The sequence below is a fragment of the Streptomyces sp. 6N223 genome (assembly GCF_052246635.1).
Taxonomy (GTDB): domain Bacteria; phylum Actinomycetota; class Actinomycetes; order Streptomycetales; family Streptomycetaceae; genus Streptomyces.
This window is the reverse complement of record NZ_JBQQCA010000051.1, coordinates 1-23,859: the sequence shown is the minus strand read 5'-3', so window position 1 is coordinate 23,859 and position 23,859 is coordinate 1. Positions and strand designations below refer to the sequence as shown.

General features: G+C 74.4%; 23 protein-coding genes. 6 read left to right on the top strand and 17 right to left on the bottom strand.

Going from position 1 to position 23,859, the window contains the following annotated elements:
* The 5 genes from ACTWQH_RS25610 to ACTWQH_RS25590 all read right to left on the bottom strand — a co-directional run bounded on the left by ACTWQH_RS25610 (window position 1) and on the right by ACTWQH_RS25590 (window position 4,843).
* A complete protein-coding gene (locus ACTWQH_RS25610; RefSeq protein ID WP_443289102.1) occupies window positions 1-1,413 on the bottom strand; it encodes a cytochrome P450 in 1,413 nt (470 codons plus the stop codon).
* The gene (locus ACTWQH_RS25605) at window positions 1,410-1,979 is read right to left on the bottom strand and encodes a GTP-binding protein (RefSeq protein WP_443289101.1); all 570 of its coding nucleotides are present in this window, start codon (window positions 1,977-1,979) and stop codon (window positions 1,410-1,412) included. The genes ACTWQH_RS25610 and ACTWQH_RS25605 overlap by 4 nt, the downstream gene beginning before the upstream one ends.
* Before the next feature lie 106 nt (window positions 1,980-2,085).
* Window positions 2,086-2,433 (bottom strand): DUF742 domain-containing protein, encoded by a 348-nt coding sequence (locus ACTWQH_RS25600; RefSeq protein WP_443289100.1) that lies wholly within the window; start codon window positions 2,431-2,433, stop codon window positions 2,086-2,088.
* The gene (locus ACTWQH_RS25595) at window positions 2,430-2,912 is read right to left on the bottom strand and encodes a roadblock/LC7 domain-containing protein (protein ID WP_443289099.1); all 483 of its coding nucleotides are present in this window, start codon (window positions 2,910-2,912) and stop codon (window positions 2,430-2,432) included. The genes ACTWQH_RS25600 and ACTWQH_RS25595 overlap by 4 nt, the downstream gene beginning before the upstream one ends.
* Complete coding sequence (locus ACTWQH_RS25590) at window positions 2,909-4,843, bottom strand: hypothetical protein (protein ID WP_443289098.1); 1,935 nt, start codon at window positions 4,841-4,843, stop codon at window positions 2,909-2,911. The genes ACTWQH_RS25595 and ACTWQH_RS25590 overlap by 4 nt, the downstream gene beginning before the upstream one ends.
* 352 nt (window positions 4,844-5,195) lie before the next feature.
* Here ACTWQH_RS25590 and ACTWQH_RS25585 point away from each other — a divergent pair, with 352 nt between their 5' ends.
* Window positions 5,196-6,992 carry an ABC transporter ATP-binding protein gene (locus ACTWQH_RS25585; RefSeq protein WP_443289129.1) on the top strand — a complete coding sequence of 599 codons (1,797 nt, stop codon included), beginning with the start codon at window positions 5,196-5,198 and terminating at the stop codon, window positions 6,990-6,992.
* A gap of 81 nt (window positions 6,993-7,073) precedes the next feature.
* Here the strand turns inward: ACTWQH_RS25585 and ACTWQH_RS25580 are convergent, their stop codons facing one another.
* The 11 genes from ACTWQH_RS25580 to ACTWQH_RS25530 form a co-directional block, all read right to left on the bottom strand.
* Complete coding sequence (locus ACTWQH_RS25580; RefSeq protein ID WP_443289097.1) at window positions 7,074-10,121, bottom strand: BTAD domain-containing putative transcriptional regulator; 3,048 nt, start codon at window positions 10,119-10,121, stop codon at window positions 7,074-7,076.
* A gap of 62 nt (window positions 10,122-10,183) precedes the next feature.
* Window positions 10,184-10,672: a TadE/TadG family type IV pilus assembly protein gene (locus ACTWQH_RS25575; RefSeq protein WP_443289096.1), complete on the bottom strand. Its 489-nt coding sequence runs from the start codon at window positions 10,670-10,672 to the stop codon at window positions 10,184-10,186.
* Window positions 10,669-11,091, bottom strand: a complete 423-nt coding sequence (locus ACTWQH_RS25570) for a TadE/TadG family type IV pilus assembly protein (RefSeq protein WP_443289095.1) — start codon at window positions 11,089-11,091, stop codon at window positions 10,669-10,671. Before ACTWQH_RS25570 ends, ACTWQH_RS25575 begins: the two co-directional genes overlap by 4 nt.
* An 8-nt stretch (window positions 11,092-11,099) precedes the next feature.
* A complete protein-coding gene (locus tag ACTWQH_RS25565) occupies window positions 11,100-11,579 on the bottom strand; it encodes a TadE/TadG family type IV pilus assembly protein (protein WP_443289094.1) in 480 nt (159 codons plus the stop codon).
* Complete coding sequence (locus ACTWQH_RS25560) at window positions 11,579-11,821, bottom strand: hypothetical protein (RefSeq protein WP_443289093.1); 243 nt, start codon at window positions 11,819-11,821, stop codon at window positions 11,579-11,581. Before ACTWQH_RS25560 ends, ACTWQH_RS25565 begins: the two co-directional genes overlap by 1 nt.
* Window positions 11,822-11,861: 40 nt before the next feature.
* The gene (locus ACTWQH_RS25555) at window positions 11,862-12,818 is read right to left on the bottom strand and encodes a type II secretion system F family protein (RefSeq protein ID WP_443289092.1); all 957 of its coding nucleotides are present in this window, start codon (window positions 12,816-12,818) and stop codon (window positions 11,862-11,864) included.
* Entirely contained in the window at window positions 12,815-13,873 is a 1,059-nt protein-coding gene (locus ACTWQH_RS25550) for a type II secretion system F family protein (RefSeq protein ID WP_443289091.1), read from the bottom strand. The genes ACTWQH_RS25555 and ACTWQH_RS25550 overlap by 4 nt, the downstream gene beginning before the upstream one ends.
* Before the next feature lie 9 nt (window positions 13,874-13,882).
* A complete protein-coding gene (locus ACTWQH_RS25545; RefSeq protein ID WP_443289090.1) occupies window positions 13,883-15,184 on the bottom strand; it encodes a CpaF family protein in 1,302 nt (433 codons plus the stop codon).
* A 115-nt stretch (window positions 15,185-15,299) separates the two neighbouring features.
* Entirely contained in the window at window positions 15,300-16,412 is a 1,113-nt protein-coding gene (locus ACTWQH_RS25540; protein ID WP_443289089.1) for a hypothetical protein, read from the bottom strand.
* A 152-nt stretch (window positions 16,413-16,564) separates the two neighbouring features.
* Complete coding sequence (locus ACTWQH_RS25535; RefSeq protein WP_443289088.1) at window positions 16,565-17,215, bottom strand: hypothetical protein; 651 nt, start codon at window positions 17,213-17,215, stop codon at window positions 16,565-16,567.
* 177 nt (window positions 17,216-17,392) lie between these two features.
* Window positions 17,393-18,712, bottom strand: coding sequence for a hypothetical protein (locus tag ACTWQH_RS25530; RefSeq protein ID WP_443289087.1), 1,320 nt, complete (start codon window positions 18,710-18,712; stop codon window positions 17,393-17,395).
* A 188-nt stretch (window positions 18,713-18,900) separates the two neighbouring features.
* Here ACTWQH_RS25530 and ACTWQH_RS25525 point away from each other — a divergent pair, with 188 nt between their 5' ends.
* From ACTWQH_RS25525 to ACTWQH_RS25505, 5 genes are all read left to right on the top strand, one after another.
* Window positions 18,901-19,506 carry a CDP-alcohol phosphatidyltransferase family protein gene (locus tag ACTWQH_RS25525; RefSeq protein WP_443289086.1) on the top strand — a complete coding sequence of 202 codons (606 nt, stop codon included), beginning with the start codon at window positions 18,901-18,903 and terminating at the stop codon, window positions 19,504-19,506.
* The gene (locus tag ACTWQH_RS25520) at window positions 19,506-20,297 is read left to right on the top strand and encodes a phosphatidate cytidylyltransferase (RefSeq protein ID WP_443289085.1); all 792 of its coding nucleotides are present in this window, start codon (window positions 19,506-19,508) and stop codon (window positions 20,295-20,297) included. The genes ACTWQH_RS25525 and ACTWQH_RS25520 overlap by 1 nt, the downstream gene beginning before the upstream one ends.
* Before the next feature lie 44 nt (window positions 20,298-20,341).
* Window positions 20,342-21,163 (top strand): 1-acyl-sn-glycerol-3-phosphate acyltransferase, encoded by an 822-nt coding sequence (locus ACTWQH_RS25515; RefSeq protein ID WP_443289084.1) that lies wholly within the window; start codon window positions 20,342-20,344, stop codon window positions 21,161-21,163.
* Entirely contained in the window at window positions 21,075-21,857 is a 783-nt protein-coding gene (locus ACTWQH_RS25510) for a class I SAM-dependent methyltransferase family protein (protein ID WP_443289083.1), read from the top strand. Before ACTWQH_RS25515 ends, ACTWQH_RS25510 begins: the two co-directional genes overlap by 89 nt.
* A gap of 103 nt (window positions 21,858-21,960) precedes the next feature.
* A complete protein-coding gene (locus ACTWQH_RS25505; RefSeq protein WP_443289082.1) occupies window positions 21,961-22,659 on the top strand; it encodes a hypothetical protein in 699 nt (232 codons plus the stop codon).
* A gap of 29 nt (window positions 22,660-22,688) precedes the next feature.
* Here ACTWQH_RS25505 and ACTWQH_RS25500 read toward each other — a convergent pair.
* Window positions 22,689-23,859: FAD-dependent oxidoreductase (locus ACTWQH_RS25500; protein WP_443289081.1), on the bottom strand; the 1,171-nt coding region annotated here is incomplete at its 5' end.

Genomic DNA, 23,859 nt, shown 5'->3' with positions numbered 1-23,859 from the left:
CTACGCGAACGGCCGGCCCGGCGGCGCGGAGGCGCGCGGCCTCGCCGCGGATGTCGCGGCCCTCGGGGTCGATGACGATGGGCCGGGCGGTGGACCGGCCGTCGGGCCGGCCGTCGGGCCGGCGGGGGACGCGCCGGCCTGTGGTGCGGTTGACCATGGGCTGGTTCCCTTCTGATCGGGTGCGATCGGCGTGAAGCGGGCTGGCAGCGCGGTCAGGGCCCGGTGGAAGGGCCCCGGGCGCCAGGTGAGCTGCCCGTAGGGAACGGCGAGGTGGATGTCGCACAGCCACGCCGTGAGGCGGTCGATGGCGGCGGTGGCGATGAGCACCGCGGGCTGCCTGGCGGGGCAGGAGTGCGGCCCCGCGGCGAAGGACAGGTGGGCGCCGGTGTCGGCGCGCGGCCCCGGCGGCAGGTCGGCGGGGCAGGTGTTGGCCGCCGTGTAGGAGATGACCACCGGGGTGCCGGCGGGGATCCAGGTGCCGTGCAGGTCCACGTCCCGGCGGGGGAAGTGGATGGAGAAGTTCATCATCGGCGGGTCGTTCCACAGCACGTCCGCGATGGCGTCGGAGGCGGTGAGCGCGCCGGCGGAGATGGTGCGGTAGTAGCGGGGGTCGGACAGCATCCGGGAGAGGGCGTTGCTGATGAGGCTGGTCATGGGGGTGTAGCCGGCGCTCATCGCGGTCAGCAGCTGGTCGACGACCTCCCGGTCGGTCAGCCGGGCCGGGTGGTCGAGCAGCCAGGAGGTCACGTCCTGGCCGCGGCGGCGCTTCTTCAGCGCCACCAGGTCGGTGACGTACCACTCGATCACGGGGAACGCCTCGGCGACCTCCTCCGGCGAGGCGCTGTCGAACATCTTGCTCATCGCGGCGACCATGCCGGGCCCGTGCGCGTCGGGGAGGCCGAAGATGGCGTTGAAGACCAGCAGCGGCAGCTCGCCGGCGTACTGGGCGACCAGGTCGGCCTCGCCGTGGCTCGCGAAGCCGCGGATGAGGGAGTCGGCGGCGCGGTGGGTGACCTCGCGCAGCTCGTGCGGCTCGATCAGGCTGAGGCTGTCGCTGATCGCCTGGCGGTAGCGGGCGTGCACGGGGCCGTCGTTGTAGAGGGCGTTCGGCCGCCAGCAGACCATCGGGGCGATGGGGCTGTCCGGCGGCAGGGTGTGCTGCCACACGCGCGGGTCCTTGGAGTAGGTCTCGGTGTCGTGCAGCACCTCCAGCGCGGCGCGGTAGCTCGTGACCAGCGTGGCGTTCACCCCAGGTGCCAGCTCCACGGGCGCGCAGGCGCCGTACGCCCGCAGCCGGGCGAAGACGGCGTGCGGGTCGGCGGCGAACTCCGGCACCCACAGCGGCACGCGCTCCGTCACGCCGGGGCAGGTTCCCGGGCCCAGGCTGCCGGGATGGTGGGTCGGGGTGGTCACGTCTGCTCCATGGCGATGGGGGCTCCCCCGGTGCGGAGCGGGGGGAGGGTCAGCAGGTGCTCCGCGAGCGCCAGCAGCGCGGCCAGGGAGGTGGGCCGGTCGCGGGCGTCGCAGGCGATCAGGGGGGTGTGCGGGGCCAGGTCGAGGGCCTGGCGCAGGTGTTCGGCGGGGTAGCGGGGCGAGTCGGGGAAGATGTTGAGCGCCACCGCGTACTCGATGCCCTGCTCCTCGATCAGGCCCATCACCTCGTAGGAGTCCTGGATGCGCCGGGTGTCGGCGAGGATCAGCGCGCCCAGGGCGCCGCGGGTGATGTCGCGCCACAGCGCGTGGAAACGCCGCTGGCCCGGCGTGCCGAACAGGCACAGCGCCAGGTCGTCGCCGAGCGAGAGGCGGCCGTAGTCCAGGCCCACCGTGGTGGTGGTCTTGTCCCGCACGCCGTCGAGGTGGTCGACGACCGCGCCGGTGGCGGTCATCACCTCCTCGGTCTTCAGCGGGGGTATCTCGGACAGGGTGCGGATGATCGTGGTCTTGCCGACGCCGAACGGGCCGCTGACGATGACCTTCACGAGCTGCTGGTCGGGGTTGCGCAGGTAGATGCCCCTGGGTGGAGGGTCATTGCCGGCACTGGCGCCGGCGCCGGCATCTGCGCTGTCACCGGGACTGGCACCGGCACTACTGGAGGGCACGGAGTCCACGGATCACCCTTTCCAGGAGCTGGGGGTCGGGGCGCTGGTCGCCCTCGACGGGGGTCGGGGCGCGCACGATCAGCAACCCCTCGTCGAACAGGTCGCTGGCGAGGACCTTGACGAAGCTGACGGGGAGGGAGAGGTGGGCGGCCACCTCGGCCAGCGGCAGGGCGCCGGCGCGGAGGATCTCCAGCACGCGCTGCCCGGCCGGGGAGACGCCGGAGGGCACGCGGTCGGTGGCGGCGCGCAGCACGGTGAGCCGGTCCAGCACGTTGCGGCTCGGGCGGGTGCGGCCACCGGTCCAGACGTAGGGCGGAATCAGCCGCCGGTTCATGCCGGGTATCCGTCCCCCGCGGGTCGGGGTGCGGGTGTGGGCGCCGCCGTCCGGCGGATGTCTCTGCGGGGTGGGCTGACCATGGCCTTGCCGAGCGTCTGGACCTGTTTCTGCATCTCGTAGCAGACGTTGTCCATGGCGACGCCGGAGCCGGTGAAGACGGCGAGGTAGGTGCCCTCGGCGGCGGGGATGACGAAGACGTAGCCGTCGTGGGTCTCGACCATGACCTGCCGCAGCAGGGAGCGGCCGCCGAAGTAGGTGTGGCTGGTGCCCCTGCCGGAGGCGAGGAGGGAGGCGAGCACCGCCGAGAGCTTCTCCGCGCTGTCGTGGTCGAGCCCCGAGTGGGCCTCGAAGAAGCCGTCGGCGGTGATCACCATGGCGTGCTGCACCTCGGGGATCTCCAGGATGGGATTCAGGACGAAGGAGAGGTCGGCCTTGGGCCTGGCGACGGGGACGGGCAGGGGGGCGCGGGCGTTCATCGGCTGTCCTTTGCGGGGTCTGCGGAGTCGTCCTGTTCGTCGTGAGCGGCCGGGTTGTCGCGGGCGGCGGCGCGCCCGCGCGCGGTGCCGCGCTGGAGCGCGCCCATGCGGGCGGCCGCCTCCGCGGGGTCGCACGGCAGCGCGGCACCGGGCTCCCCTTCGGGGGAGGCACGCACCGTCCGCCGGTGCCGCCGCTGCGGCAACGGCGGCGGCAGCCCGCCCGCGGCGTCCCCCCGCCCGGCCATGGCCGACCCCGCGGGTCCCTCGACGCCATCGAGCCCACGCGGCCCTGCGGGCGCGGCGGGCCCGGCCACGCCGAGGATTCCGCTCACAGCAGCGGGGTCGACCGGCCCGGCGAGGCAACCCGGCCCGCCGCGCCCCGGCCCGGCCGGTGCGGGGACGCCGCCCGAGTCGGCCAGGCCGTTCGGGGTGACGGGGTCGACCGGAACCGCGAGACCGCCCGACGCCCCGACGCGGCCCGGACCGTCAGGGCCGGACAGCCCACTGGGGCTGAGGGAGCCGGGCAAACCAGGCGAACCGGCACGGCCGCCAACGCCGGTGGGGCCGACGGGACCATCGGTGGCCGGCCCCGACGCTCCGTCAGCTTCGCCCCCGAGACCCGTGCGAGAAGCGGAAGGGCCGTCAGCGTCGGCCGGCTCTGGACGGCGGTTCGGACTGGCAGATCCGGCCGGGCGGGCGGCTCCGCCGGGACCAGCGGGACCAGCGGGACCAGCGGGGCTCGCCGGATCGCCGGCGGCCGCGGGCCCCGGTGGCGCCGGCGGCTCGACGGCCGGGGCGGCCAGCCCCAGCGGCGATGTGGCCGGGGCCGGCGACGGACGCACGGGCGCCGGAGCGCCCGCGGGGATGGGAGGTTGCTCGTCCTGGTCGAGCGTGGTCAGCAGCTCGGCCGGGACGAAGACGACCGCCTTGACGCCCGCGTAGTGGGAGGGTTCGAGCGAGACCGACAGGCCGTACTGGCGGCAGAGCCGCCCCACCGCCGCGAAGCCCGAGCGCGGCGGGTCGCCCAGCTCGGCGAGGAACACCTCTTCCGTGCCGGCCAGCATCCGCCGCGCCTTGCCGAACTCCTCGGCGTTCATGCCGATCCCGGCGTCGTTGATGACGACGACCGCGCCGTTGTGCGCCTGGTGGAGGCTGACCTCGACCGGCAGCGTGCCGTGCGAGTGGTGGACGGCGTTCGCCAGGAGTTCGGCGATCACGATCGCCACCGGCTCGGCGGCGCGGTCGACGACCGCGACCGGATCGGGGAGGTGGTCGACGATCTGCACCCGCTCGTAGCTGGGGATGCGGGAGCTGGCGCCCAGCACCAGGCCCCGCAGCGGCGACTTGGTGCGCACCAGCCCGGCGCCCGCCCCGCAGACGACGCGCGTGACCTGGAGGCGGCGCAGGATCTGCTCGTTGAGGTAGTCCAGGCCCGTCAGCTGCTCGGCGAGCTCCGGGTCGTCGTACTTGTGCAGCATCTCGTCGACGGTCGTCTGCATCTGATAGCACATCGTCTGCAGCTTGGTCGTGGCCCCGCGCATGGCGGCCTGGGCCGCGCCGTCCACGCGGCGGCGTTCGCTCATCAACGCCGCCGACGCCGAGGTCAGCACCGAGGCCAGGGCACGGCCGGCGTCGGAGTCGGCGAGCCGCTGGTGACGCGGGCCCGGCACCCGCACGTGCGCGTGGCGCAACGCCCTGGCGAGGGCGGGCAGCCGGGTGGTGGCCAGGTGCCGGATCTCCTCCGTCAGCATGCGCTCCCGTCGTTCCGCCTCGGCCAGCCTCTTCCGCAGCGCCACCGACTCGGCGCGGGCGGTCTCCGCCCGGCGCCGGACGGCGGCCCGGCGGCGCTGCCAGGGCCAGACGACCATCAGCAGCGCGGCAAGAGCACACCCCGCCGCCAGGCTCGCGACCAGCACTGGCGCTATCTGCATCGTTCCCACTCCACTGAGTAACGAAAGGTGTGTAGAACGGGCCCTTGACGGGGGGACGTTGGGTGTCCGGGACGCGGGCTCGTCCCGTGGCCGCCTCGGCTGGGCCGGCCGCGTACGGCGAACCGGCGGTGCGGAAGGAAGCGTTCCGCCTCCCGCGAGTGGCCGAGGCGAAGTCAAGCAGCCGGGGCTCACCCGACGCAAGGCGGCCCGATCCGGACGTATGTGCGCTCAACTACACGTCCGTACGGCGCGTCCCACACATCGACACGAGACCGCCGCACAAGCGTCGCCAATGGCGCGAAAACACCTGGAAAGGGGCGTCCGAGTGGACACGGTCGGCACGAGTGAGCCGATGGAGGCCGGGAACGCCGAGGACACAGACGGCGCGTTGAGCGGCGCAGACGGCGCTGAGAAAGAGCCGCGCGCCTGGCGCGTGCTTCTGGGGTACGTCCGGCCGCACCGGAGGGCGCTGGCCGCCGGCGCGCTCCTCTCGCTCGCCACCGGCGCCACCGGGATAGCGCTGCCCCTCGTCGCGCAGCGCCTGATCAGCGACCTCGCCGAGGACCGCCCCATCGGCTCGGCGCTGATCCTCATGTCCCTGCTGGTGGCGGCCAACGCCGGCATCGGCGCGCTCGGCTCGTACGTGCTCCAGCGCACCGCCGAGTCCGTGGTGCTGACCGCCCGCCGCACCCTGACCTCCGCCATGCTGCGGCTGCGGATCTCGGCGATGGACGCCAGCGAGCCGGGCGACCTGCTCTCCCGCGCCACCTCCGACACCACGCTGCTGCGGGCCATGACCACCGACTCGCTGGTGGGCCTGGGCACCGGCGGGCTCACCCTGGTCGCGACCCTGGTGGCGATGGCCCTGGTCGACCCCGTGCTGCTGGGTGTCACGCTGGGCGTGATAGCCGTCGCGGGCGTCGTCATCGGCCTGATCGTCCCGCCCATCAACCGGGCCAGCCGCCGCGCCCAGAAGTCGATGGGCCAGATGGGCGCGGCCCTGGAGCGGGTGCTGGGCGCGATGCGCACGGTCAAGGCGTCCGGCGCGGAGGAGCGGGAGGAGGCGGCGGTGCACGCCGCCGCGCACGAGTCGTGGCGGCAGAGCCTGAGCGCCGCCAAGTGGCAGGCACTGGCGGGGAACACGGCGGGGCTGTCGATGCAGGCGGCGTTCATCACCGTGCTGGCGGTCGGCGGCGCGCGGGTGGCCACCGGCGCCATCGAGGTCGGCACGCTGGTGGCGTTCCTGCTCTACATCTTCTACCTGATGTCGCCGATCCAGCAGGTGGTGGGCGCGGTGGCGCAGTACCAGGTGGGGGCGGCGGCGATCGGGCGCATCCTCCAGGTGCAGCGGATGCCGGCCGAGCCCGTCGCACGCGGGGTGGCGTACGCGGGGGCGCCTGCCGCCGCGCCCGCCTCCGTCGTCTTCGACGACGTGCGCTTCCGGTACGCGCCGGACCTGTCGTACGTGCACGACGGCGTGAGCTTCGCGGTGCCGCCGCGCGGCATGACGGCGTTCGTCGGCCCCTCGGGCGCGGGCAAGACCACCGTCTTCTCGCTGATCGAGCGGTTCTACGACCCCGACTCGGGCCGCGTGCTGCTCGACGGCCGCGAGGTCGGCGACTGGGACCTCGCCGAACTCCGCGCCGCCATCGGCTACGTGGAGCAGGACGCGCCCGTGCTGTCGGGCACGCTGCGCGACAACCTCCTCTTCGGCGCGCCCGACGCCGACGAGGACGCGCTGGCCGAGGCGCTGCGCACCACCCGCCTGACCTCACTGGTGGCGCGGCTGCCGGAGGGCCTGGAGACGGTGGTGGGCCACCGCGGCACCAAGCTGTCGGGCGGCGAGCGGCAGCGGGTGGCGATCGCCCGCGCGCTGCTGCGCCGCCCCCGGCTGCTGCTGCTCGACGAGGCGACCTCGCAGCTCGACGCGGTCAACGAGGTGGCGCTGCGCGACACGGTGGCCGAGGTGTCGCGCGACACCACGGTGCTGGTGGTCGCGCACCGGCTGTCCACCGTGACCTCCGCCGACCGGATCGTGGTGATGGACGCCGGGCGCGTGCAGTCCGTCGGCACGCACGCCGAACTCGTCGGCGCGAACCCGCTGTACGCCGAGCTGGCCGCCACGCAGTTCCTGGCGGAGGTGCGCTGACCCGGAGGCACCGCCCCCGGACCTCACCTTTGCCGCCCACACCCCGGCACCCTGCCCGGGGGTGAGCGCCGTCGTCAGCCGTCAGGTCGGGACGCGCTCGCGCCAGGTCGGCAGCAGTTCGTCGAGCAGCGCCTCCGTCTGCGCGGGCAGCGCCTGCCCCGCTCCGAAGAGCTGCGCGTGGTGGGCGACCAGCCACTCCGCCGCGCCCGTCAGCCACTCCTGGCGGCCGGTCGCGTGCGCCGCCCGCAGCAGTTCGTTCCACAGGCGCTCGTCCATCGGCGCCGCCGCCAGCGCGGTCCGCACCGCCGTGTACGCCTGCTCCGCCTCGCCCGAACGCAGCTGCTCCGCCGCGAGCGTGAGCGCGATGTCGGCGACCAGCAGCGGGTACTGGGCATCGACGATCTCGTGCTCCAGCCAGCCGTAGCGGCCGTCGCCGCGCTGCCCGTCCAGCAGCGCGCCCCGCGCCAGGCTCAGCGCGTCGGCGAGCTGCCGCTTACGCTGGTCGGCCGGGGTGTCGGAGGCGCGCGCCACCGCAAGGTAGTGGAGGGTGCGCAGCACGTCCCAGTCGGAGACGACGCGCTGACCCAGCGTCAGCCTCCCGTCCGGGGTGAGCAGCAGCCGCGTGATGCCGTCCGCGCCCTGGCCCAGCCACTGCCGCAGCCGGTCGATGAACGCGTCCCGCACGTCGTCGGAGACGCCGCGCGGCCACAGCGCCGAGGCCAGCACCCGGGGGTGCACGCCCTCGCGGTGGAGCATCAGCATGGCCAGCGCCTCGCGGAGCTGCGCGGCACGCTCCGGCTCCGGGTCGGGCAGGCCGGTCAGCTCGTACCCGCCCATCAGCTGGGCGTACACCTCGGGCTTGCCGCGCTCGCTGAGGTCGACCAGGAACGCCAGCCCGGCCGCGCGCGGGTCCGACGGCGCGCCGCCGCCGGTGGCGGGTTCGCGGGTCAGCTCGGTGAACAGCTCGACCACGGCGGACCGGTGGGCGCCGGGCAGCATCTGCGCGACCAGTTCCAGGCCCATCACCGGCTCGCGCAGCACGCCGTCGGGCGTCACCTCGAACTCCCAGGCCGTGCCGGGGAGGTCGGTGCGCTCGGCGGTGACGAGGTATCCGATGCCCAGCGGCGCGGAGACGGACGCCAGCGCGGCGAGCCGCTCGGCCTGCTCGCCGGTGGGCGGCACGCCGATGATGACCAGGTGCGGCGCCCACTGCTGCTGCCGGGCGGGGCCGGTGCGGCCGGTGAGGATCGAGTCCTGCCCGGTGGTGCGCAGCGCGCCCCGGCGCAGGTTCGACTCGGTCTCCATCACCTCCAGCAGCCCGTTGACGTCCTCCAGGTGCCGGACCCGGGTCGGGGCCAGCGCGGTCAGGTCGGCGCCGAAGCCGACGAGGGACACCGTCATGCGGTCGGACCAGCCGCTGGTGGCCAGCTCGGCGGCGATGGAGGTCAGCACGGCCTCGCGGTCGGCGGCGTTGCCGGTGACGGAGACCAGGCCGGGGACGGCCTCCAGGTTGAGCAGCAGCCGCAGCTCGTCCCGCTTGCCGAGGCTGACCAGGCCGGGGTAGGGCGCCTCGGCGTCGGGCCCCTCGCCCTCGACGGGCGGCGGCGGCAGGTGGGAGCGGTCGATCATCCAGTACGTGTCGCCCTGGCCCATCTGCCAGGGCGCGGGCGGCGTGCCGGCCGGTGCCGAGAGCTGGAGGTGCAGCTCCTGCTCGCTCAGCCAGGCGGCGTAGACGCTGGGCAGCACGCGGCCCGCCGCGGCCAGCGCGGCGGAGAGCTGGCGCAGCGCGCGGTCGAGGAACTTCACCGCCTCCGGGTCGGCGCCGACCAGCAGCGCGTCGCGGGCGTTGAACGCCGAGGGCGTTCTCGGCGTGAGGCCGTCGCCGACGCTGCGGCGCATCACGCCGGCGGCCGACTGCCACAGCGTGTTGCGGCGGGTGCGGCCCAACGCCAGCAGCAGGCCGGCGGCCAGCAGCGGCGCGGACATCAGCGCCTCCGGCAGCCCGAACTCCTCCTCCGACTCCTCGGCTTCCTCCGCCGCTTCCCCTTCTCCGCCGGACTCCTCGCGCTCCTCCGTGTCGTAGGCCTCGCCGGAGCCGTCGGTGCCGCCGTCCGGCGGGTTGTCCGGCGGGTAGACCAGCTCGGAGCGCTCGGCGTCGGTGTCGTCCGGCTGCTCGTCCGGCTCGTCGGGCTGGTCCGGCTGCTCGTCCGGGTCGGGCCACTCGGTGTCGCCGCTCTTGGCGTAGTCCGAGATCTGCTCGGCCTCGTCCTCGCTGATCTCCTCCAGCTCGTAGGGGGCCTCGACGAGTTCGCCGCCGTGGGCGTCGGCGGGCATCTCCAGGATCCAGCCGGGCCGGATGAGGCTCGCCTCGGTGAGGCGGGAGCCGTCCGGCTGCACCCGGTCCTTGTTGAGCTGGTAGATCTCCTTGTAGCGCAGCCCGTCCCCGAGGTGGCGCTCGGCGATGCCCCACAGCGTGTCGTGGTGGCGGCCCTCCGGCGGCTGGATGCGGTAGTACTTCGTGGGCGACTCGGCGTGGTCGCCGCCGCCCTCGTCGGGGATGGCGACGGCGGGCTCGGCCTGGGTGACGCCGCCGGGGCCCACCACGCGCCCGCCCGCGTCGGTCGCCCGGTCCCCGCCGGGCGTCTGCTGCGCCTCGGCGACCGGGGCGTTGCCGCCCTGGTTCTCGAAGAACGTCGGCATGCTGTTGAGCGCCGGCGTGAGGGACGCGGCGGCGGAGCTGAGCAGCAGCAGGGCGCTCACGAGCTGCCGCGCCAGCATCTGGCTGGGCCCGGCGCCCGGCACGCGGCGCGGGATGCCGACGCCGCTGACCGCCGCCCGCACCTCCACCAGCACGCAGGCGGTGAACTGCGCCCAGGCCAGCCACACCAGCACGCCCATGAACTTCAGGAACGCGTCGGTGCTGATCTCCTCGGTGAGCGCGTCGGCCGCGGGCATCTCCTCCGGCAGCGGCCAGCCGATGAAGTAGGCGAGGGAGAACGGCACGCCGGCGACGAGCAGCACGAGGGCGATGAAGGCGAACATGGCCTTCATCACGTCGCCGAAGCTACGCCCGACCCTGACGTTCACGGGCGTGCGGTTCCCGCGGTTTGTGGGGGTGGTGCCGGCCATGACGTGTGCTCCTGCTCCCGTTCGCTGCCGAATCGTCGTCGCGTTGTTCGTCGTAGGGTCGGTTAACCAGTCTGCGCCTCGGCCGTGGCCTCGCCCCAGACCTCCAGCGGACCGTCGTAGAGCATGCCGGTGAAGATGGGGGTGTAGGTGACCCTGATCCGCACCGTGACCTGGTTGGCCTGTGTTTCCCCGGAGATGCAGTAGGACGCCTGGACGTCGGCGTCCGACAGCCCGATCTCATTAGCGTACTCGGCGATGTTCTGCTCGCAGTTGCCGAAGTTGATGGGCGCGGGCGGCCCTTCCTCGCGCAGCGCCTCCACGTCGATGTCCTGCGCCGCGTAACGGGCCGCCTGCTCGGCGTAGTCCATGGCCCGCTCGCGCTGCGAGATGGCCATGCCGCTGTCCACCACGAACGCCGCCAGCGCCAGCACGACGAGCGCGAACAGCACCACGGCGATGGCACCCGAGCCCCGGTCGTTCCGCAGCCGCCGCAGCGCGGGCAGCGCGGTCAGCGCCCGCAGCCTGGTCGTCAACCCCCGGCGTCGCCTCATTCGATCCTCCGGTAGGGATCGATGGGCGAGCTGGACGTGCCCTCCATCCTCGTCTCCAGGCCGATGCCCATCAGGTCGAGCCCGCGCACCTCGCAGGAGACCACGACGGTGAACAGCCCTCCCAGCGCGAACCCCGACCCGTCCACCTCCACCGTGCCGCCGACGCACACGTCGTCGAGCTGGTCGGTCACCGCCTCCCGCGCCGCCGCCATGGCCGCGCCCGCGCTGCGCTCCAGCGAGCCGGCGCGGGCGGCGTCGCGGGCCGCGCCGTAGACCGCGCTGCGGCCCGAGACCGTCTGGCCGAAGGAGACCAGCACGAGGATGAAGAGCATGATCAGCGGGGCGATGAAGACGACCTCGACGGTCGACAGGCCGCGGTCGCCACGTGCCGAGCTCCCCGTTCGCCCCCGTACGCGCATGACTCCCCTCACTGCCCGAAGTCCGGCGTGAAGCGCTCCATCGGCCCCTCGGAGGTGGCGGTCACGGTCAGATCGATCCACGGCAGGATCGACGGCACGTCGGCCTGGACCGTGACCTGGACCGTGAACGGCGCGGTGTCCGTGGCGACGACCTCGGGCTCCTCGTCGAAGAGGCCGCGCCCCAGCTCGTCGAGGTAGTCGTGCGCCGTCTCCTCCGACAGGGGCACCCAGTTGTCGTTGTTGTACGCCTCGGCGCGGGCCGTCCTCGCCCCGGCCTGGGCGGCGGCCTTGGCCACGGTCTCGGCGAAGGAGTACATTGCGAACTGCACCGCCCCGAAGATCATGAAGAACAGCACGGGCGTGAGGAAGACGAACTCGATCGCGGTGGCGCCGCGATCGGAGCGCGCCACCGCCGCGCCCCGGTCGGCCCCGTGGGCCAACCGGCGGCGCACGAAACGCGACAGCCGCCTCCCCCGTCTCCCGCTCATCAGCAGTTCTCGGCGGTCCCGTCGGTGCCCTCGATGCAGTTGCTGACGTCCTCGGCCCGGTCGTTCAGCGCCTGCGAGATGACGTAGCCGACGGCGGCGACCACGGTCACCACCACGGCCGCGATCACGACCCACTCGATGGCGGACGCGCCGCGATCCTCCTGGGCCCGGGCGCGCTCGACCCGCCCACGCACGAAGGTGATCAGGAAATCCGTCGCCGGATGGCGAAATCCCCGCATCATGTCTGTACTTCCTCTCCAGCTCTAGGTGTCGGCCGTCAGGTCAGGCGGCGCCGTCGAAGACGCGCATTCCGGCCGGGAAGATCAAGAAGATCAGAAATCCCACGCACAGCAGCAGCTGCGCGATCAGCATGGACTGCGATTTCTCCCCCGCACCTCCTTCGATCTCCGCGAGTTCGCGGTGCCGCATGGTCTCGGCGCGCGCGGAGAGCGAGGCGCGCACCTTGGCGCCGTCGTCGGCGACGAGCGCCAGCGACACCGACAGGTCCTTCAGCTCCTCCACCCCGACCTCGTCGCCGAGGCGCCCGAGCGCCTGCCACTGGGTGAGGCCGGTGATGCGGGCGTCGGCCAGCGAGGTCTGGATGCGCCGCAGCGCCCAGCCGTCGCTGACCTCGGCGGCGGCCTTCAGCGCCTCGGGCAGGCCGCGCCCGCCCGCCAGGCTCATCGCCACCAGGTCCAGGTACGCGCCCACCACGCGGCGGAAGTCGCGCCGCTTCTCCTTGGCGTCGCGCCGCACCTCCAGGTCGGGCAGGAAGAAGAAGCCCGCGGCGAAGGCGAGAGCCACCCAGACCGGGATCACCGGGCTGAAGCCGAAGCCGATCACCGCGGCGGCGCTGAAGACGAACGGACCGAAGAACAGCCCTGCCCCGGCCAGCACCACCTTCTGCGCCAGGAATCCCTCCCAGCTGCGGTCCAGCAGCGCCAGGTCGGCCCGCAGCGAGCGCAACTCCCATCCGCGCTGCAGGTAGATGTCCGCGACCCGCTCCCCGATCCGCGCCTGGAGCTCGTCGTAGCGGCTCTTCTGCTTGGCCTGCTCCGACGTGCGGGACGGGTTGGGGGCGTAGATGGGGCCCGCGCCGCCGCGCATCCGCAGCGCGTCGATGCGGGCGACCGTGGAGACGGGGCTGCGGTGGGTGGGCACCAGCGCCCGGATCAGCGCGTACAGGCCGAGGCCGACGGCGGCGCCGGCCAGGACCGCGAGCGTGATGTCCGAACTCATCGGCCGCGCCCTCCTCTCTCTCCGGCTCCCCGGGGCTGCCACCCGGTTCGCGTCTCCTCCTGCGGCATTTCACGCGCCGCGTGCCCCGGGCGGTTCCGCGTGCCCTCGCGCAGCCCGGGCGGCGTCTCCTGCACGGCCCCCTCCGAGCCGGGCTCGCGGGGCCGCAGCACCGCCACCGGCTCCGGCCGGGACATGAAGCGCTCGGGGACCTCGATCTTGGCCAGCTGCCGCATCCACCAGAAGCCGAGGCCGAAGAGCGCGGCCACGACGGCCAGCACGGCCTGCCCCAGCGGGTCGCCGTAGGGCTTGACGAAGCCGGGGTTGAAGATGGCCAGGCCCAGCGGGAACGCCACGCTGACCGCGACCACGATCTGCACGCTCCGCCGGGTGGAGGCGCGCTGGGCGAAGACGCGCTGGCGCATGTCGACCTCCTCGCGGGCCGACTTGGCCAGCGCGCCCAGCACCTCGCGCAGGCCGGGGCCGCGCAGCCGGGCGTTGAGGATGAGGGCGGCAATGATGAGGTCCGCGGAGGAGTCGTTGAGCTCGTCGGCGAACTCCTGGAGCGCGTCCGGCATCGGGGTGCGGGAACGCAGCCGGTCCACCAGGTTGTTCAGCGGCTCGCGCAGCGCGGGCGCGGCGGCGCGCGCGGAGGCGGGGATGGCCTGCTCAAGGCCGACCGCGCCGGCGATGGTGTCGCGCAGCGACTCCGTCCAGCCGGCCAGCGCCTCGATGCGCCGGATGCTGAGGCGCTCCTCGGCCGCGCCGCCGAAGAGCTGGTTCCAGGTGAACGCCAGCAGCGCGGACGCGGCGGCGGCCACCGGCCAGCGGGTCAGCAGCAGCACCAGGATCGCGGCGACGCCGGCGTAGGTGCCGCGCCTGCCGAGGAACGCCGCCAGCTCGGCGGAGCGGCGCTGCGCCCGGGCGCGCTCCTCGGCGGTCTTGGGCGGCAGGCCGCGGATCGCGGCGATCAGCAGCGCCAGGCCGCCGCCGACGGCCGTGCCGCACAGCAGCGCGTAGAGCGTCTCCAGCGAGAACAGGCCGGACGATACGGGCATGGACTCAGGTCACCCCCAGACCCCTCGGTAGCCGTACGCCGCGAGCTCCTCGGCGTTGCTGAGCGCGGCGTTGGCGCGCATCACGCCGTCGGGGCCCTCGGAGAAGACCTCGCTGGACAGGACGCGGCCGTCCACGCCGTTGACCTCCCGGATGGAGCTGACGAAACGCCGCAGCCCGCCGCCCTGGTGGTAGGTGTTGCGCCGCTCGATGAAGACGACGTAGTTCACGGCGCCGGCGATCAGCATCTGGCTGGCCTCGATCGGCAGCCGCTCCTGCGCCTGGAGGGCGTAGGTGGAGATGCGGTTGAAGACTTCCTGCGAGCTGTTGGCGTGGATGGTGGAGAGCGAGCCGTCGTTGCCCTGGCTCATGGCGTTGAGCATGGTGACGATCTCGTCGCCGAGCACCTCGCCGACGATGACGCGGGAGGGGTTCATGCGCAGCGAGCGGCGCACCAGCTCGGCCATGGAGATGGCGCCCTGGCCCTCGGAGTTGGGCAGCCGCTCCTCGAACGCCACCACGTTGGGGTGGAGCTCGGGGAACTGGTCCAGGCCCAGCTCCAGCGCGCGCTCGACGGTGATGAGCCGTTCCTCGGCCGGGATCTCGTTGGCCAGGGCGCGCAGCAGCGTCGTCTTTCCTGCGTTGGTCGATCCCGCGATCATGATGTTCTTGCGGGCGCGGACGGCGGCGGTGAGAAAGCTGCCGATCTCGGGGGTGAGGGTGCCGTTGCCGACGAGGTCGGCGAGGAAGACCTTGCCGAGGCGGGCGCGGCGGATGGACAGCGCCGGGCGCTTGGTCACGTCCATGACGGCCGAGAGGCGTGAGCCGTCCGGCAGCCGCAGGTCGAGCTGCGGGTTGGCGGAGTCGAAGGGCCGGGAGGACAGGCCGGAGTAGGCGCCGAGGATCTGGATCAGCTCGATCAGCTCCTCGTCGCTCTCGGCGACGGGCTCGCCGCGCGTCTCGCGGCCGTTGGCGTAGCCGATGAAGACCTGGTCGTAGCCGTTGATGTCGATGTTCTCGACCTCGGGGTCGTCCAGCAGCGGCTGGAGGCGGCCGACGCCGAAGAGCGCGGCGTGCACGGCCGAGGCGTACCCCTCCTCGGACTGCGCGTCGAGGGGGGCGCGGCCGGCGGCGATCTCCTCGCGGACGTACTCCTCCAGCACGCCGGCGATCACGGCGCGGGCGTACTGGCGCTCGTCCTCGGACGACATGGGGCGTACGCCGCTGGCCTGGTCGATGCGGCGCTGTTCGGCGAGGCGGTCGCCCGCCTCCTGGCGGAACCGCTTGACGAGCTGGTGGTTGACCTCGCTCACGGCGACCTCCGGTCGCCGAGGCCCTGTCGGCGGCGGCGGGCGGCGTCACGGCCGGCCGCGCGGCACGGTGTGCTCATCGTCGTCCTCTGCGGCCCGGCAGCCGCGCGCGCTCCGTTCATCGCGGCGCTCCGGGCGTGCCGGTCTGGGGCTGCTGGGGCTGCTGCTGGCCGGGCTGCCCGTAGCCCTGCTGCTGCGGTCCCGGATAGCCGTAACCCTGGCCCTGGCCCTGCTGCTGGCCCTGCTGCTGGCCCTGCGGCTGGTAGCCCTGCTGGCCGTAGGCGGGCTGGCCGTAGCCCTGACCCTGCTGGGCGTACCCGGCCGGGGCGGGCGGCGGGGTGGCGGCCTGCTGCTGGGCGGCCTGCGCCTGCTGGGGGGCGGGCGGCTGCACGCGGTGCTCGCCGGTGTGCCCGCCGGCGGAGGGGTTGAGCTCGGCGCGGTAGGTCTGGTGGACGTCGACGACGAGCTGGCGGGCGGAGCGCACCAGCAGCGACTTGTCCAGCCGCCCGCGGCGGCGGCCGGCCAACTGCTCGGCGCCGGCGGTGTCCTCCGCGATGAGGCCGACGACGCGGGCGCCGGACTGGGCGGCGATCAGCATCTCGTTGAGCTGCGAGGCGAGCTTGCCGCCCTGCTGCGGGTCGGCGATGAGCACGACGCCGATCTGCGGCTGCGCGAGGGGCGCGGCGCCGCGCTGCGGGCCGTGCAGCTTGGCGTGGAGGGCGGCGGCGCGGTCGCGGACGTGGGCGATGTTCTCGGGCTGGGTGCGGGTGACCAGCAGCAGCAGCGCGGCGTGCGGCAGCAGGGCGTTGGCGGGCGAGTGCGCGTCGAGGCGGCCGAGGTCGGCGAGCACGTCGGCGGCGGCCTCCTGGTGCGGGGACTGGGCGAGCTCGGCGAACGCCCGGCCCAGGGCGTTCCACTGGCCCGTCAGGCCCGCGGCCTGCTCGGAGGCGGCCAGGCCGACGATGACGTCGAGGCCGCCGGAGAGCCGCTGGGCGTGGTCCCACAGCTGCTCGGCGGCGATGCCGCGGCGCGCGGTGGCGGCGAGCGAGAGTATGCCGGTGCTGGGGTCGAGGGGACGGCCGTTGGCCCCGACGGATCGGTAGACCAGGTCGCCGCCCGCCGGGTCGGCCTCGGCGAGCAGCGCGCGACGCGGCCACAGCGCGGCGAGGGCGACGGCTGTGGTGGTGACCCCAGGTGCGCCCTTGTCCGCTGCCAGTGCGATCAGCGCCATCAGCTTTCTGCCCCTCAACCCTGCGAACTCTGTGAGCCCTGCGATGTCCTGTTCACGCCTGCGTACGGTTCAGTCGGATATTCGTCGTTCGTCGATGTTCATGGTCGATCACCGTCGATCACCGATCCGCTCGTCCGATTCCTCTGGTTCCTCTAGTTCGATTCCTCGCGGGCGACCTCGGCCACCGAGACGGCGTCCTCGGCGGCGGCCCTGGCGAGGCTCGGGACCGCGTCCACGTCGACGCGGAGCTGCAGCGCCAGCGCGCTGTTGCCGTCCACCTCGTCGTCCTCGCCGAAGATCTCCGTCACCCGCGCCCCGGAGACGAGCACCGGCTCGGGCACCGTGCCCTCCGGCTCCTCCTCGGTGGCCGCGTCCCCGACCAGCAGGACGTCCACGGTGTCGCCGACCTCCAGGCCGGGCGGGTAGTGGCCGGGCTGGAGGTTGACGCCGACGAGCGCCTGGCCCTCCGGGATGCCCGCGTCCGTGGTGAGCATCTTGCCGACGAGCACGGAACCCTCGACGAGGTCGGTCGCGGCCCGGAAGTCGTCGAGCTGGTCGCGCTGGCTCCACTCGACGTACGCCACGCCGGTGTTGTCGGCGACCATGACGGACTCGATCGCATCATCGGGGATGGGCTGGCCGGCCGGGACCTCTTCGGTGATCTTGATGGCCTCGATGCGCTCGCCCGCGCGCAGCACGAGCAGGGTGGCGCCGAGGGCGCCGACGAGGACCAGCAGCGCGGCGAGGGCGGCGAGTGCGGGCTTGCGCTCCCTGGGCGGCGTGGGCAGCCGGTCCCCCGCCATCGGCCCGACCGCAACCGGCCGCTTCGCAGCCGCAGATACCCGGTCCTCAGTCTTCATGACGCCAAACACCAACCCCGCTACCGACAGGAAAAGCCTGCGGAAAGAAGTGATCTGATTACTCCGACAAGCCTTTGGAACCGTATCAGCCACTTCTGCGGGCCTACAACGACGAGACTGTCACGCCAGTGCAACACCCTCGCTTCCACTCCCGGCCCCCGCCCGCCACCGCGTCAGCGTGCCGATCGTCAGAAACGCGGTGAACGCCAGCGCCGAGCCGGCGAACGCCTCCCGGTGGAGGTGGGGCGTGGGCGGCAGCAGGCTCGGCGTGACCTCGCCCCGGGGGTCGGCCAGGACGCGGACGCGCTGCCCAGCGCGGAGGCCGTCGCAGCCCCACACCTCGCCGATGGTCCCGCCGGTGTCCGCGTCGGCCACCTCGCACCGCACGCCCGCCCGCCAGTCGTCGAGCCGGGCGCTGACGATGCCGCGCCGCCACTCGCCGCGCTCGTGCAGCGCCTGCTGCTGGGCGTAGCCCGCGCCCGCGATGAACATCCCGACGGCCGCCGCGCACGCCCCGGCCGGGTACCACCAGCGCGCGCCCGCGCGCACCACGACGACCAGCAGGCCGAGCGCCACCGGCATCGCCGCCCACCACGCGGCCTCGCCCAGCAGCCGGGTGGCGCCCGAAACGGTCGCTGCGGCGAGGACGAGGACCACGGCGGCGTCCAGCGGGCCGACGCGAACGGCCCACGCCGACAGCGGTTTCCAGCCGAGCGCCGGCGGATCGCCGCGGGGGCTGAAGCCGCGCGGCGGCACCGCTTTGCGCACGCACAGCACGCCGGCGGCCAGCAGCACGGCGCCGGACCCCGCCAGCAGGATGGCGAGCACGAGCGGCGTGACGTCGTTCTCGTCGCGGCCCGGGTCGTAGTACGCGGAGGCGGTGACCAGCACGAACGCCCCTAGCGGCGCCTGGAGCAGCCCGGCGAGGAAGTACAGCGCGCGCCGCACCGGCCTGCCGCGGGGACGGAACTTCCGCTCGGCGATCTGCAGCGGCTGATGGTGCGGGTGCTCGGGGTCCATGATCATCCGCCGCCCGGCCAGCAGCAGCGGCCGCAGGTCGGGGTGTTCGCCCAGCCACGCCCAGGCGCGCAGCCGCCCGCGCAGGTCGCCGCGCCCGCGCCGGAACGCCAGCGCCTGCACGGCGACCGCCAGCCCCGCGGCGAGCGCGCCCGCCACCAGCAGGGCGGCCACCCGGCCGGCCTCCCACTCCCCGCCCCAGGTGCGCCACTCGTCCCAGGCGGCGAGCCCGGCGAGGAACGCGAGGCCGCCCGCCGCCAGTTGCACCGCGCGCCACACCAGGCGGCGCAGCGCCAGGTCGTTGCGGACCCCGTTGTCCAGCGCGCGCCTGCGTGAGGCGAGCAGGTCCACGGGGCGGATGTGGCGTTCGAACCGATCGCCGGAGGCCAGGGCCGCCTCTGCGTCGGGCGGGTACGGCGGCACGGCGGGCAGCTTTATCCCCGTGTTTATCCCCGTGTTTGTCCCCGTGTGTGGCCCCGTGTTTGTCCCCATGGTGCCGGGAGGCTACCCGGGCCCGCGTGGGCACGTTACCGCGTACTCAGGCGGCGTCCTGAGGAGTTGAGTACCTTCGCGGATACCCGGGCCGGGCGCGGGACGGGACCGTGGGGGCCATGAACGGGCAGATGGGGCAAGGGCTGGGGCTGTACGCGCTCAAGCCCTGGTACGCCGGCCGGCTGGCCGGCGCGCTGGGGTGGCTGGCGCGGCGCCGGACCTCGCCGGATGCGGTGAGCGCGACGGGGATCGCGGCGGGGGCGGCGGCCGGGGCGGCGCTCGCCTGGCTGCCGGGGCCGGGGGCGTTCGCCGGGCTGGTGGTGGCCGCGCTGCTGGCGGCCCGGCTGGCCTGCGCCAACCTGGACGGGGCGCTGGCGCGCGAGACCGGCCGCACGACGCGGCGCGGCGCGGTCCTCAACGAGGTGAGCGACCGCGCGGCCGAACTCGCGGCGTTCGCCGGGTGCCTGGCGCTGGCCGACGCCCGGCTGGTCGCCCTGGCGGCGCTCGCCGCCACGCTGCCCTCCTGGGTGGCGCTGGCGGGGGCGGCGGCCGGGGCGCCGCGCGTGCAGGGCGGACCGGTGGGCAAGACCGAGCGGTGCCTGGGTCTGGTGGTCATCGCCTTCACGGGGTGGGCCGTTCCGGTGCTGGCGCTGCTGGCGGCCGGGTCGGCGGCGACGGCCGGGCTGCGGCTGGCCCGGGTGTGGCGGGCGCTGGGGACGCCGTGATGGGCGCGCTGGCACTGGTGGGGTCGGCGTTCGCGGTGAGCGGCATGGCGGTGTGGCGTTCCGGGCGGCGGGAGTTGCGGGAACGCTGGCTGAGCTGGCTGGTCATCGTGCCCGTGGTCGGCGGGTCGCTGGCGCTGGGCGCGCCGGGAGCGGCGCTGCTGGCGGCCGGGGCCGGGGTGGTGGCGGCGGCCGAGTACGGCGGGCTGGCGCGGCTGCGGGCGGTCGAGATCGCGGTGATGGGCGGGGCGGTGACGGCGTTGCCGCTGGCGGCCTGGCTGGCGCCGGGCCACGTCACGCGGCTGCTGTTCGTGGTCCTCATCGCCGCCGCGCTGGTGCCGGTGCTCGCCGGGGACGACGTCGCGGGCGCGGACCGGGCGCGCGGCGCGGTGTTCGGGGTGGTGTGGCTGCTGCCGCTGACGGGCCTGGTGCTGCTGGGCGACGACGCGCTGCCGCTGTGCGCCGCCATCGCCGCCGCCGACGTCTGCGCCTGGTGCGGCGGGCGGTGGCTGCGCGGCCCGTCGCTGTCGCCGCTGAGCCCCGCCAAGCGCTGGGGCGGCGTGGCCGGCGGCGCGGCGGGCGGCGTTGCCGTGCTGTGGCTGTGCGGCGCGGCGACGCCGGAGCTGGCGCTGGCCGTCGCCGTGGGCGCCCCGCTGGGCGACCTGCTGGAGTCGATGCTCAAGCGCGGCGCCGGGGTGAAGGACGCGGGCGGCTGGCTGCCGGGCTTCGGCGGGCTGCTGGACCGCATCGACTCGCTGCTGGTGGCGCTGGCCGTGGCGGTGGTCGCGTCGTGACAGGGCTGTTGGGCGCATTGGCGCGCAGGGCGTTGTGGAGGCGCGTGCTGCGCGCCACCGGCGGGCTGCGGGTGGAGGGCCCGGTGCCCGGCGGGCCGTGCGTGGTGGTGGCCAACCACGCCTCGCACGCCGACACCGCCGCGCTGCTGGCCGCCCTCCCGGCCCGGCGCCGCCCGCTGGTGGCCGCCGCGGCCGACTACTGGTTCGGCCGTCCGCTGCGGGCAGCCGTCTGCCGCGGACTGGCGGCGGGCTTCCCGGTGCGCAGGGGCAGCGAGGGCGGCCGGGGCTTTACGGATCTGGCGGCGGCTGCCCGGCTGCTGGCGGCCGGTCACACGGTGGTGGTCTTCCCGGAGGGAACGCGCTCGCGCGACGGCACGGTGGGCCGGTTCCGCTCCGGCGCGACCCGGCTGGCCGAGCTGGCCGACGTGCCGCTCGTGCCCGCCGGGCTGGTGGGGACCGACCGCCTGCTGCCCGCCCACGGGCGGCTGCGGCGGGCGGCGGTCACGGTCCGCTTCGGGGAGCCGACGCGCGACCCGGCGGCGGCGTACCGGGAGGTGTGCCGCCTGGCAGAACGACAGGCACAAGCGGAAGAAGCGAACGAGAGGGCGGGGACCCATGAACAGCACCGCGACGACGGGCAACGGGACAAAGAACGGCAAGAGAAACGACAAGGGAAACGGCAGGGGAAAGGACGACAAGGGAAAGCAAGGAAACCAGGGAAACAAGGGAGACAAGGGAGACAAGGGAAAGAGGACGAGCGCGCTCGGGTGGGCGTTGATGCGGGGGCTGCTGGGCACCGTGGGGCGCACCAGCGAGGGGATACGCATCGGCTACCGGCACGGCTTCGACAGTGGCTCGATGCTTGACTACGTGTACGTCAATCGCTCGCGCGGCCTGCTCGGCGTCGGGCGGCTGATCGACCGCGTGTACCTCAACGCCGTCGGCTGGCGCGCGATCCGGGCGCGCGGCGCGCTGCTGCGGCGCACGCTGCGCGCGGAGATCGACCGCCGTCCGGGCCGCACCGTGCGGATCCTGGACGTGGCGGCGGGCCCCGGGCGTTACCTGCTCGACCTGCTGGACGGCTACCCGGCCGACCGGGTGTCCGTGGTCTGCCGCGACCTGGCGGTGATGGGGCTGGCGCAGGGCCGGGCCCTGGCGCGGCAGCGCGGGCTGGCCAACATCCGCTACGAGCGCGGCGACGCCCTCGACCCCAAGCCACCCGAGCCGGGCGAAGCGGGGGAAGCGGGCGAGGCCCCGGACGTCATCGTCGTCTCCGGGCTGTACGAGCTGCTGCTGGACGACGAGACGATCCGCGCCTCGATGGCGAGGCTGCGCGGGCTGCTGGCGCCGGGCGGGGCGTTGGTCTTCACCACGCAGACCCGCCACCCGCAGCTGGAGTTCATCGCGAACGTGCTGCCCAACCGGAACGGCGACCTGTGGCGGATGACGTGCCGGCCGGTGGCGGAGACTGAGCAGTGGGCCCGGCTGGCGGGCTTCCCCGAGGTCGTCAGCGAGCACGAGGAGGTGGGCCTCTTCACGGTGAGCACAGCACGGACATGAGTGGCGTCTTTGCGCCGTGACCTCGGGTTTTCCTTACGCAAGGCGCGTCGCCCTTGTTACTGCTGGACCCGTTCGACACCACTACCCGAACGGGGAGATGCACGTGTACCCGTCCCAACGGAGGCCCGCCCGCCTGCGGGCCCTCGTCCCGGCCGCGGCGGTCCTGGCCGCCCTGGCGCTCAGCGCCTGCACCTCGGACGACGAGGGGGAACCGGCGGACACCGACCTCGGCGACGCCACCGAGCAGACCGAGGAGGCGCCTCCGCCGGAGGAAGAGGAGACCGCGGCAGAGGAGGAGGCACCGGCCGAACAGGCGGGGGGCGGCGACGTCCAGCCCGTGGAGCCCGGCACGTACGAGTACGCGCTCGGCGACACCAGCGACCCCGTCCCCTTCGAGGAGGGCGAGGCCCAGGCGGTCATCGAGCTCACCACCGACCAGGTCGACATCGGCGAACACGCGGACCTGGAGGGCGTCTTCGAGCCCGACCAGATCGAGGGCATGAGGCCGGCCCACATCTACATGACGGTCACCAACCTCAGCGGCGCGACGCTGGAGTCCAGCGACCCGGCCTACGGCGCCTCGACCGTCAACGCCGACGGCTCGTTCGGCGCCCCGGCGATCCTCTTCGGCAACACGATCCCGGGCGGCTGCCCGGACGGCACCACGGACGCGATGGACATCGCGGTCGGCGACACGGTCGAGCAGTGCACGACCGTGCTGATCCCGGAGGGCACCGAGCCCTCCGAGATCACCTGGATGATGAGCGGCGGGGAACACGAGCTGGCCTGGTCCGTGAACTGATCTGTGAACTGATCTGTGAACTGATCTGATCAACCGACGTCCCGAGGGGGACCCTTGAGGTCCGCGTGCCCGCCGAGCTCCGCCAGCTCGGCCAGGGGCACGGGGACCGCGAGCGGGCGTTGCGCGAGGGGGTGCAGATCCTCGCGCCGCACCGCTCGGCCGCCCTCGCGGGCGGCCAGCAGCGCGGCCGTGGCGAAGCCGCAGATCCGGCCCTGGCACAGGCCCATGCCCGGCCGCGCCAGCAGCTTCGCGGTCCGCGGGTCCGCGGCGCCCAGCCCTTCGCGGGCCGCGTCCACCTCGCCCACCCGGACCTCCTCGCACCGGCACAGCACGGTGTCGGGAGTGAGCCACTCGCTCCACCGCTCCGGCACCGGGTGGGCGCGGTGCATGGCCGTGGCGAACGCCTCGGCGCGGGCGACGCGCTCGGCCAGCCGCCGCGCCCGGCGGCGCCCGGCCGGGGACGGCGCCCGCCCCTGATCCACGGCGGCGGCGAGCCCGGCCAGTTCGCCCTCGGCCACCGCCTTGGCGGCGCCGCCGACGCCCGTCGCCTCGCCCGCGACGTAGACGCCGGGCACGCTGGAACGCCGGGCCCGGTCCACGGCGGCGACGAGCGAGCCGTCCGCGCCCAGCCGCGTGGCGGCGCCGACGGCCAGCACCAGTTCGAGGGAGGGCGTGAACCCCCAGCCCAGCGCGACCAGATCCGCCGCCACCCGCCGCTGTCCCCTCGGGAGGACGCGGCCCGAGGCGTCCACGCGCGCGAGGGTGACGCCGGTGGCCTCGGCGGTGCCGTGAACGCGGGCGACGACGGTGCGGGGCAGGTAGGGAACGCGGTGGCGCAGCAGCGAGGCGGCGTACCCGGCGGCCTCCAGCGCCTTGCCGGGCGCGGCCGACGCGGCCAGCGGATGCCGCAGCCAGCGGGCCGGGTTGCCCGCCTCGCAGACGGCCGCCACGCGGACCCCGGCGGCGGCGAGTCCGGCCGCCACCGGCAGCAGGAACGGCCCCGTCCCGGCGACGACGACGCGCCGCCCGGCCAGCGTGTGATGACCCTTGAGCAGGGCCTGCACGCCGCCGGCGGCCATGACGCCGGGGAGTGTCCAGCCGGGGATGGGGAGGTGGCGGTCGTACCCGCCCGGGCAGAGGATGACGGCGCGGGCGGCGACGGCGCGCGTCGCGCCGCCGGTGAGGTGCAGGGTGAAGGGG

Coding starts and splice junctions, on each gene's coding strand:
- ACTWQH_RS25550 (WP_443289091.1), bottom strand. CDS start 13,873: ATGCCCGTATCGTCCGGCCTGTTCTCGCTGGAGACGCTCTACGCGCTG.
- ACTWQH_RS25580 (WP_443289097.1), bottom strand. CDS start 10,121: ATGGCCGGCACCACCCCCACAAACCGCGGGAACCGCACGCCCGTGAAC.
- ACTWQH_RS25560 (WP_443289093.1), bottom strand. CDS start 11,821: ATGATGCGGGGATTTCGCCATCCGGCGACGGATTTCCTGATCACCTTC.
- ACTWQH_RS25520 (WP_443289085.1), top strand. CDS start 19,506: ATGGGCGCGCTGGCACTGGTGGGGTCGGCGTTCGCGGTGAGCGGCATG.
- ACTWQH_RS25585 (WP_443289129.1), top strand. CDS start 5,196: ATGGAGGCCGGGAACGCCGAGGACACAGACGGCGCGTTGAGCGGCGCA.
- ACTWQH_RS25535 (WP_443289088.1), bottom strand. CDS start 17,215: ATGGCGGGGGACCGGCTGCCCACGCCGCCCAGGGAGCGCAAGCCCGCA.
- ACTWQH_RS25540 (WP_443289089.1), bottom strand. CDS start 16,412: ATGGCGCTGATCGCACTGGCAGCGGACAAGGGCGCACCTGGGGTCACC.
- ACTWQH_RS25565 (WP_443289094.1), bottom strand. CDS start 11,579: ATGAGCGGGAGACGGGGGAGGCGGCTGTCGCGTTTCGTGCGCCGCCGG.
- ACTWQH_RS25570 (WP_443289095.1), bottom strand. CDS start 11,091: ATGCGCGTACGGGGGCGAACGGGGAGCTCGGCACGTGGCGACCGCGGC.
- ACTWQH_RS25590 (WP_443289098.1), bottom strand. CDS start 4,843: ATGCAGATAGCGCCAGTGCTGGTCGCGAGCCTGGCGGCGGGGTGTGCT.
- ACTWQH_RS25525 (WP_443289086.1), top strand. CDS start 18,901: ATGAACGGGCAGATGGGGCAAGGGCTGGGGCTGTACGCGCTCAAGCCC.
- ACTWQH_RS25555 (WP_443289092.1), bottom strand. CDS start 12,818: ATGAGTTCGGACATCACGCTCGCGGTCCTGGCCGGCGCCGCCGTCGGC.
- ACTWQH_RS25595 (WP_443289099.1), bottom strand. CDS start 2,912: ATGAACGCCCGCGCCCCCCTGCCCGTCCCCGTCGCCAGGCCCAAGGCC.
- ACTWQH_RS25600 (WP_443289100.1), bottom strand. CDS start 2,433: ATGAACCGGCGGCTGATTCCGCCCTACGTCTGGACCGGTGGCCGCACC.
- ACTWQH_RS25510 (WP_443289083.1), top strand. CDS start 21,075: ATGCGGGGGCTGCTGGGCACCGTGGGGCGCACCAGCGAGGGGATACGC.
- ACTWQH_RS25575 (WP_443289096.1), bottom strand. CDS start 10,672: ATGAGGCGACGCCGGGGGTTGACGACCAGGCTGCGGGCGCTGACCGCG.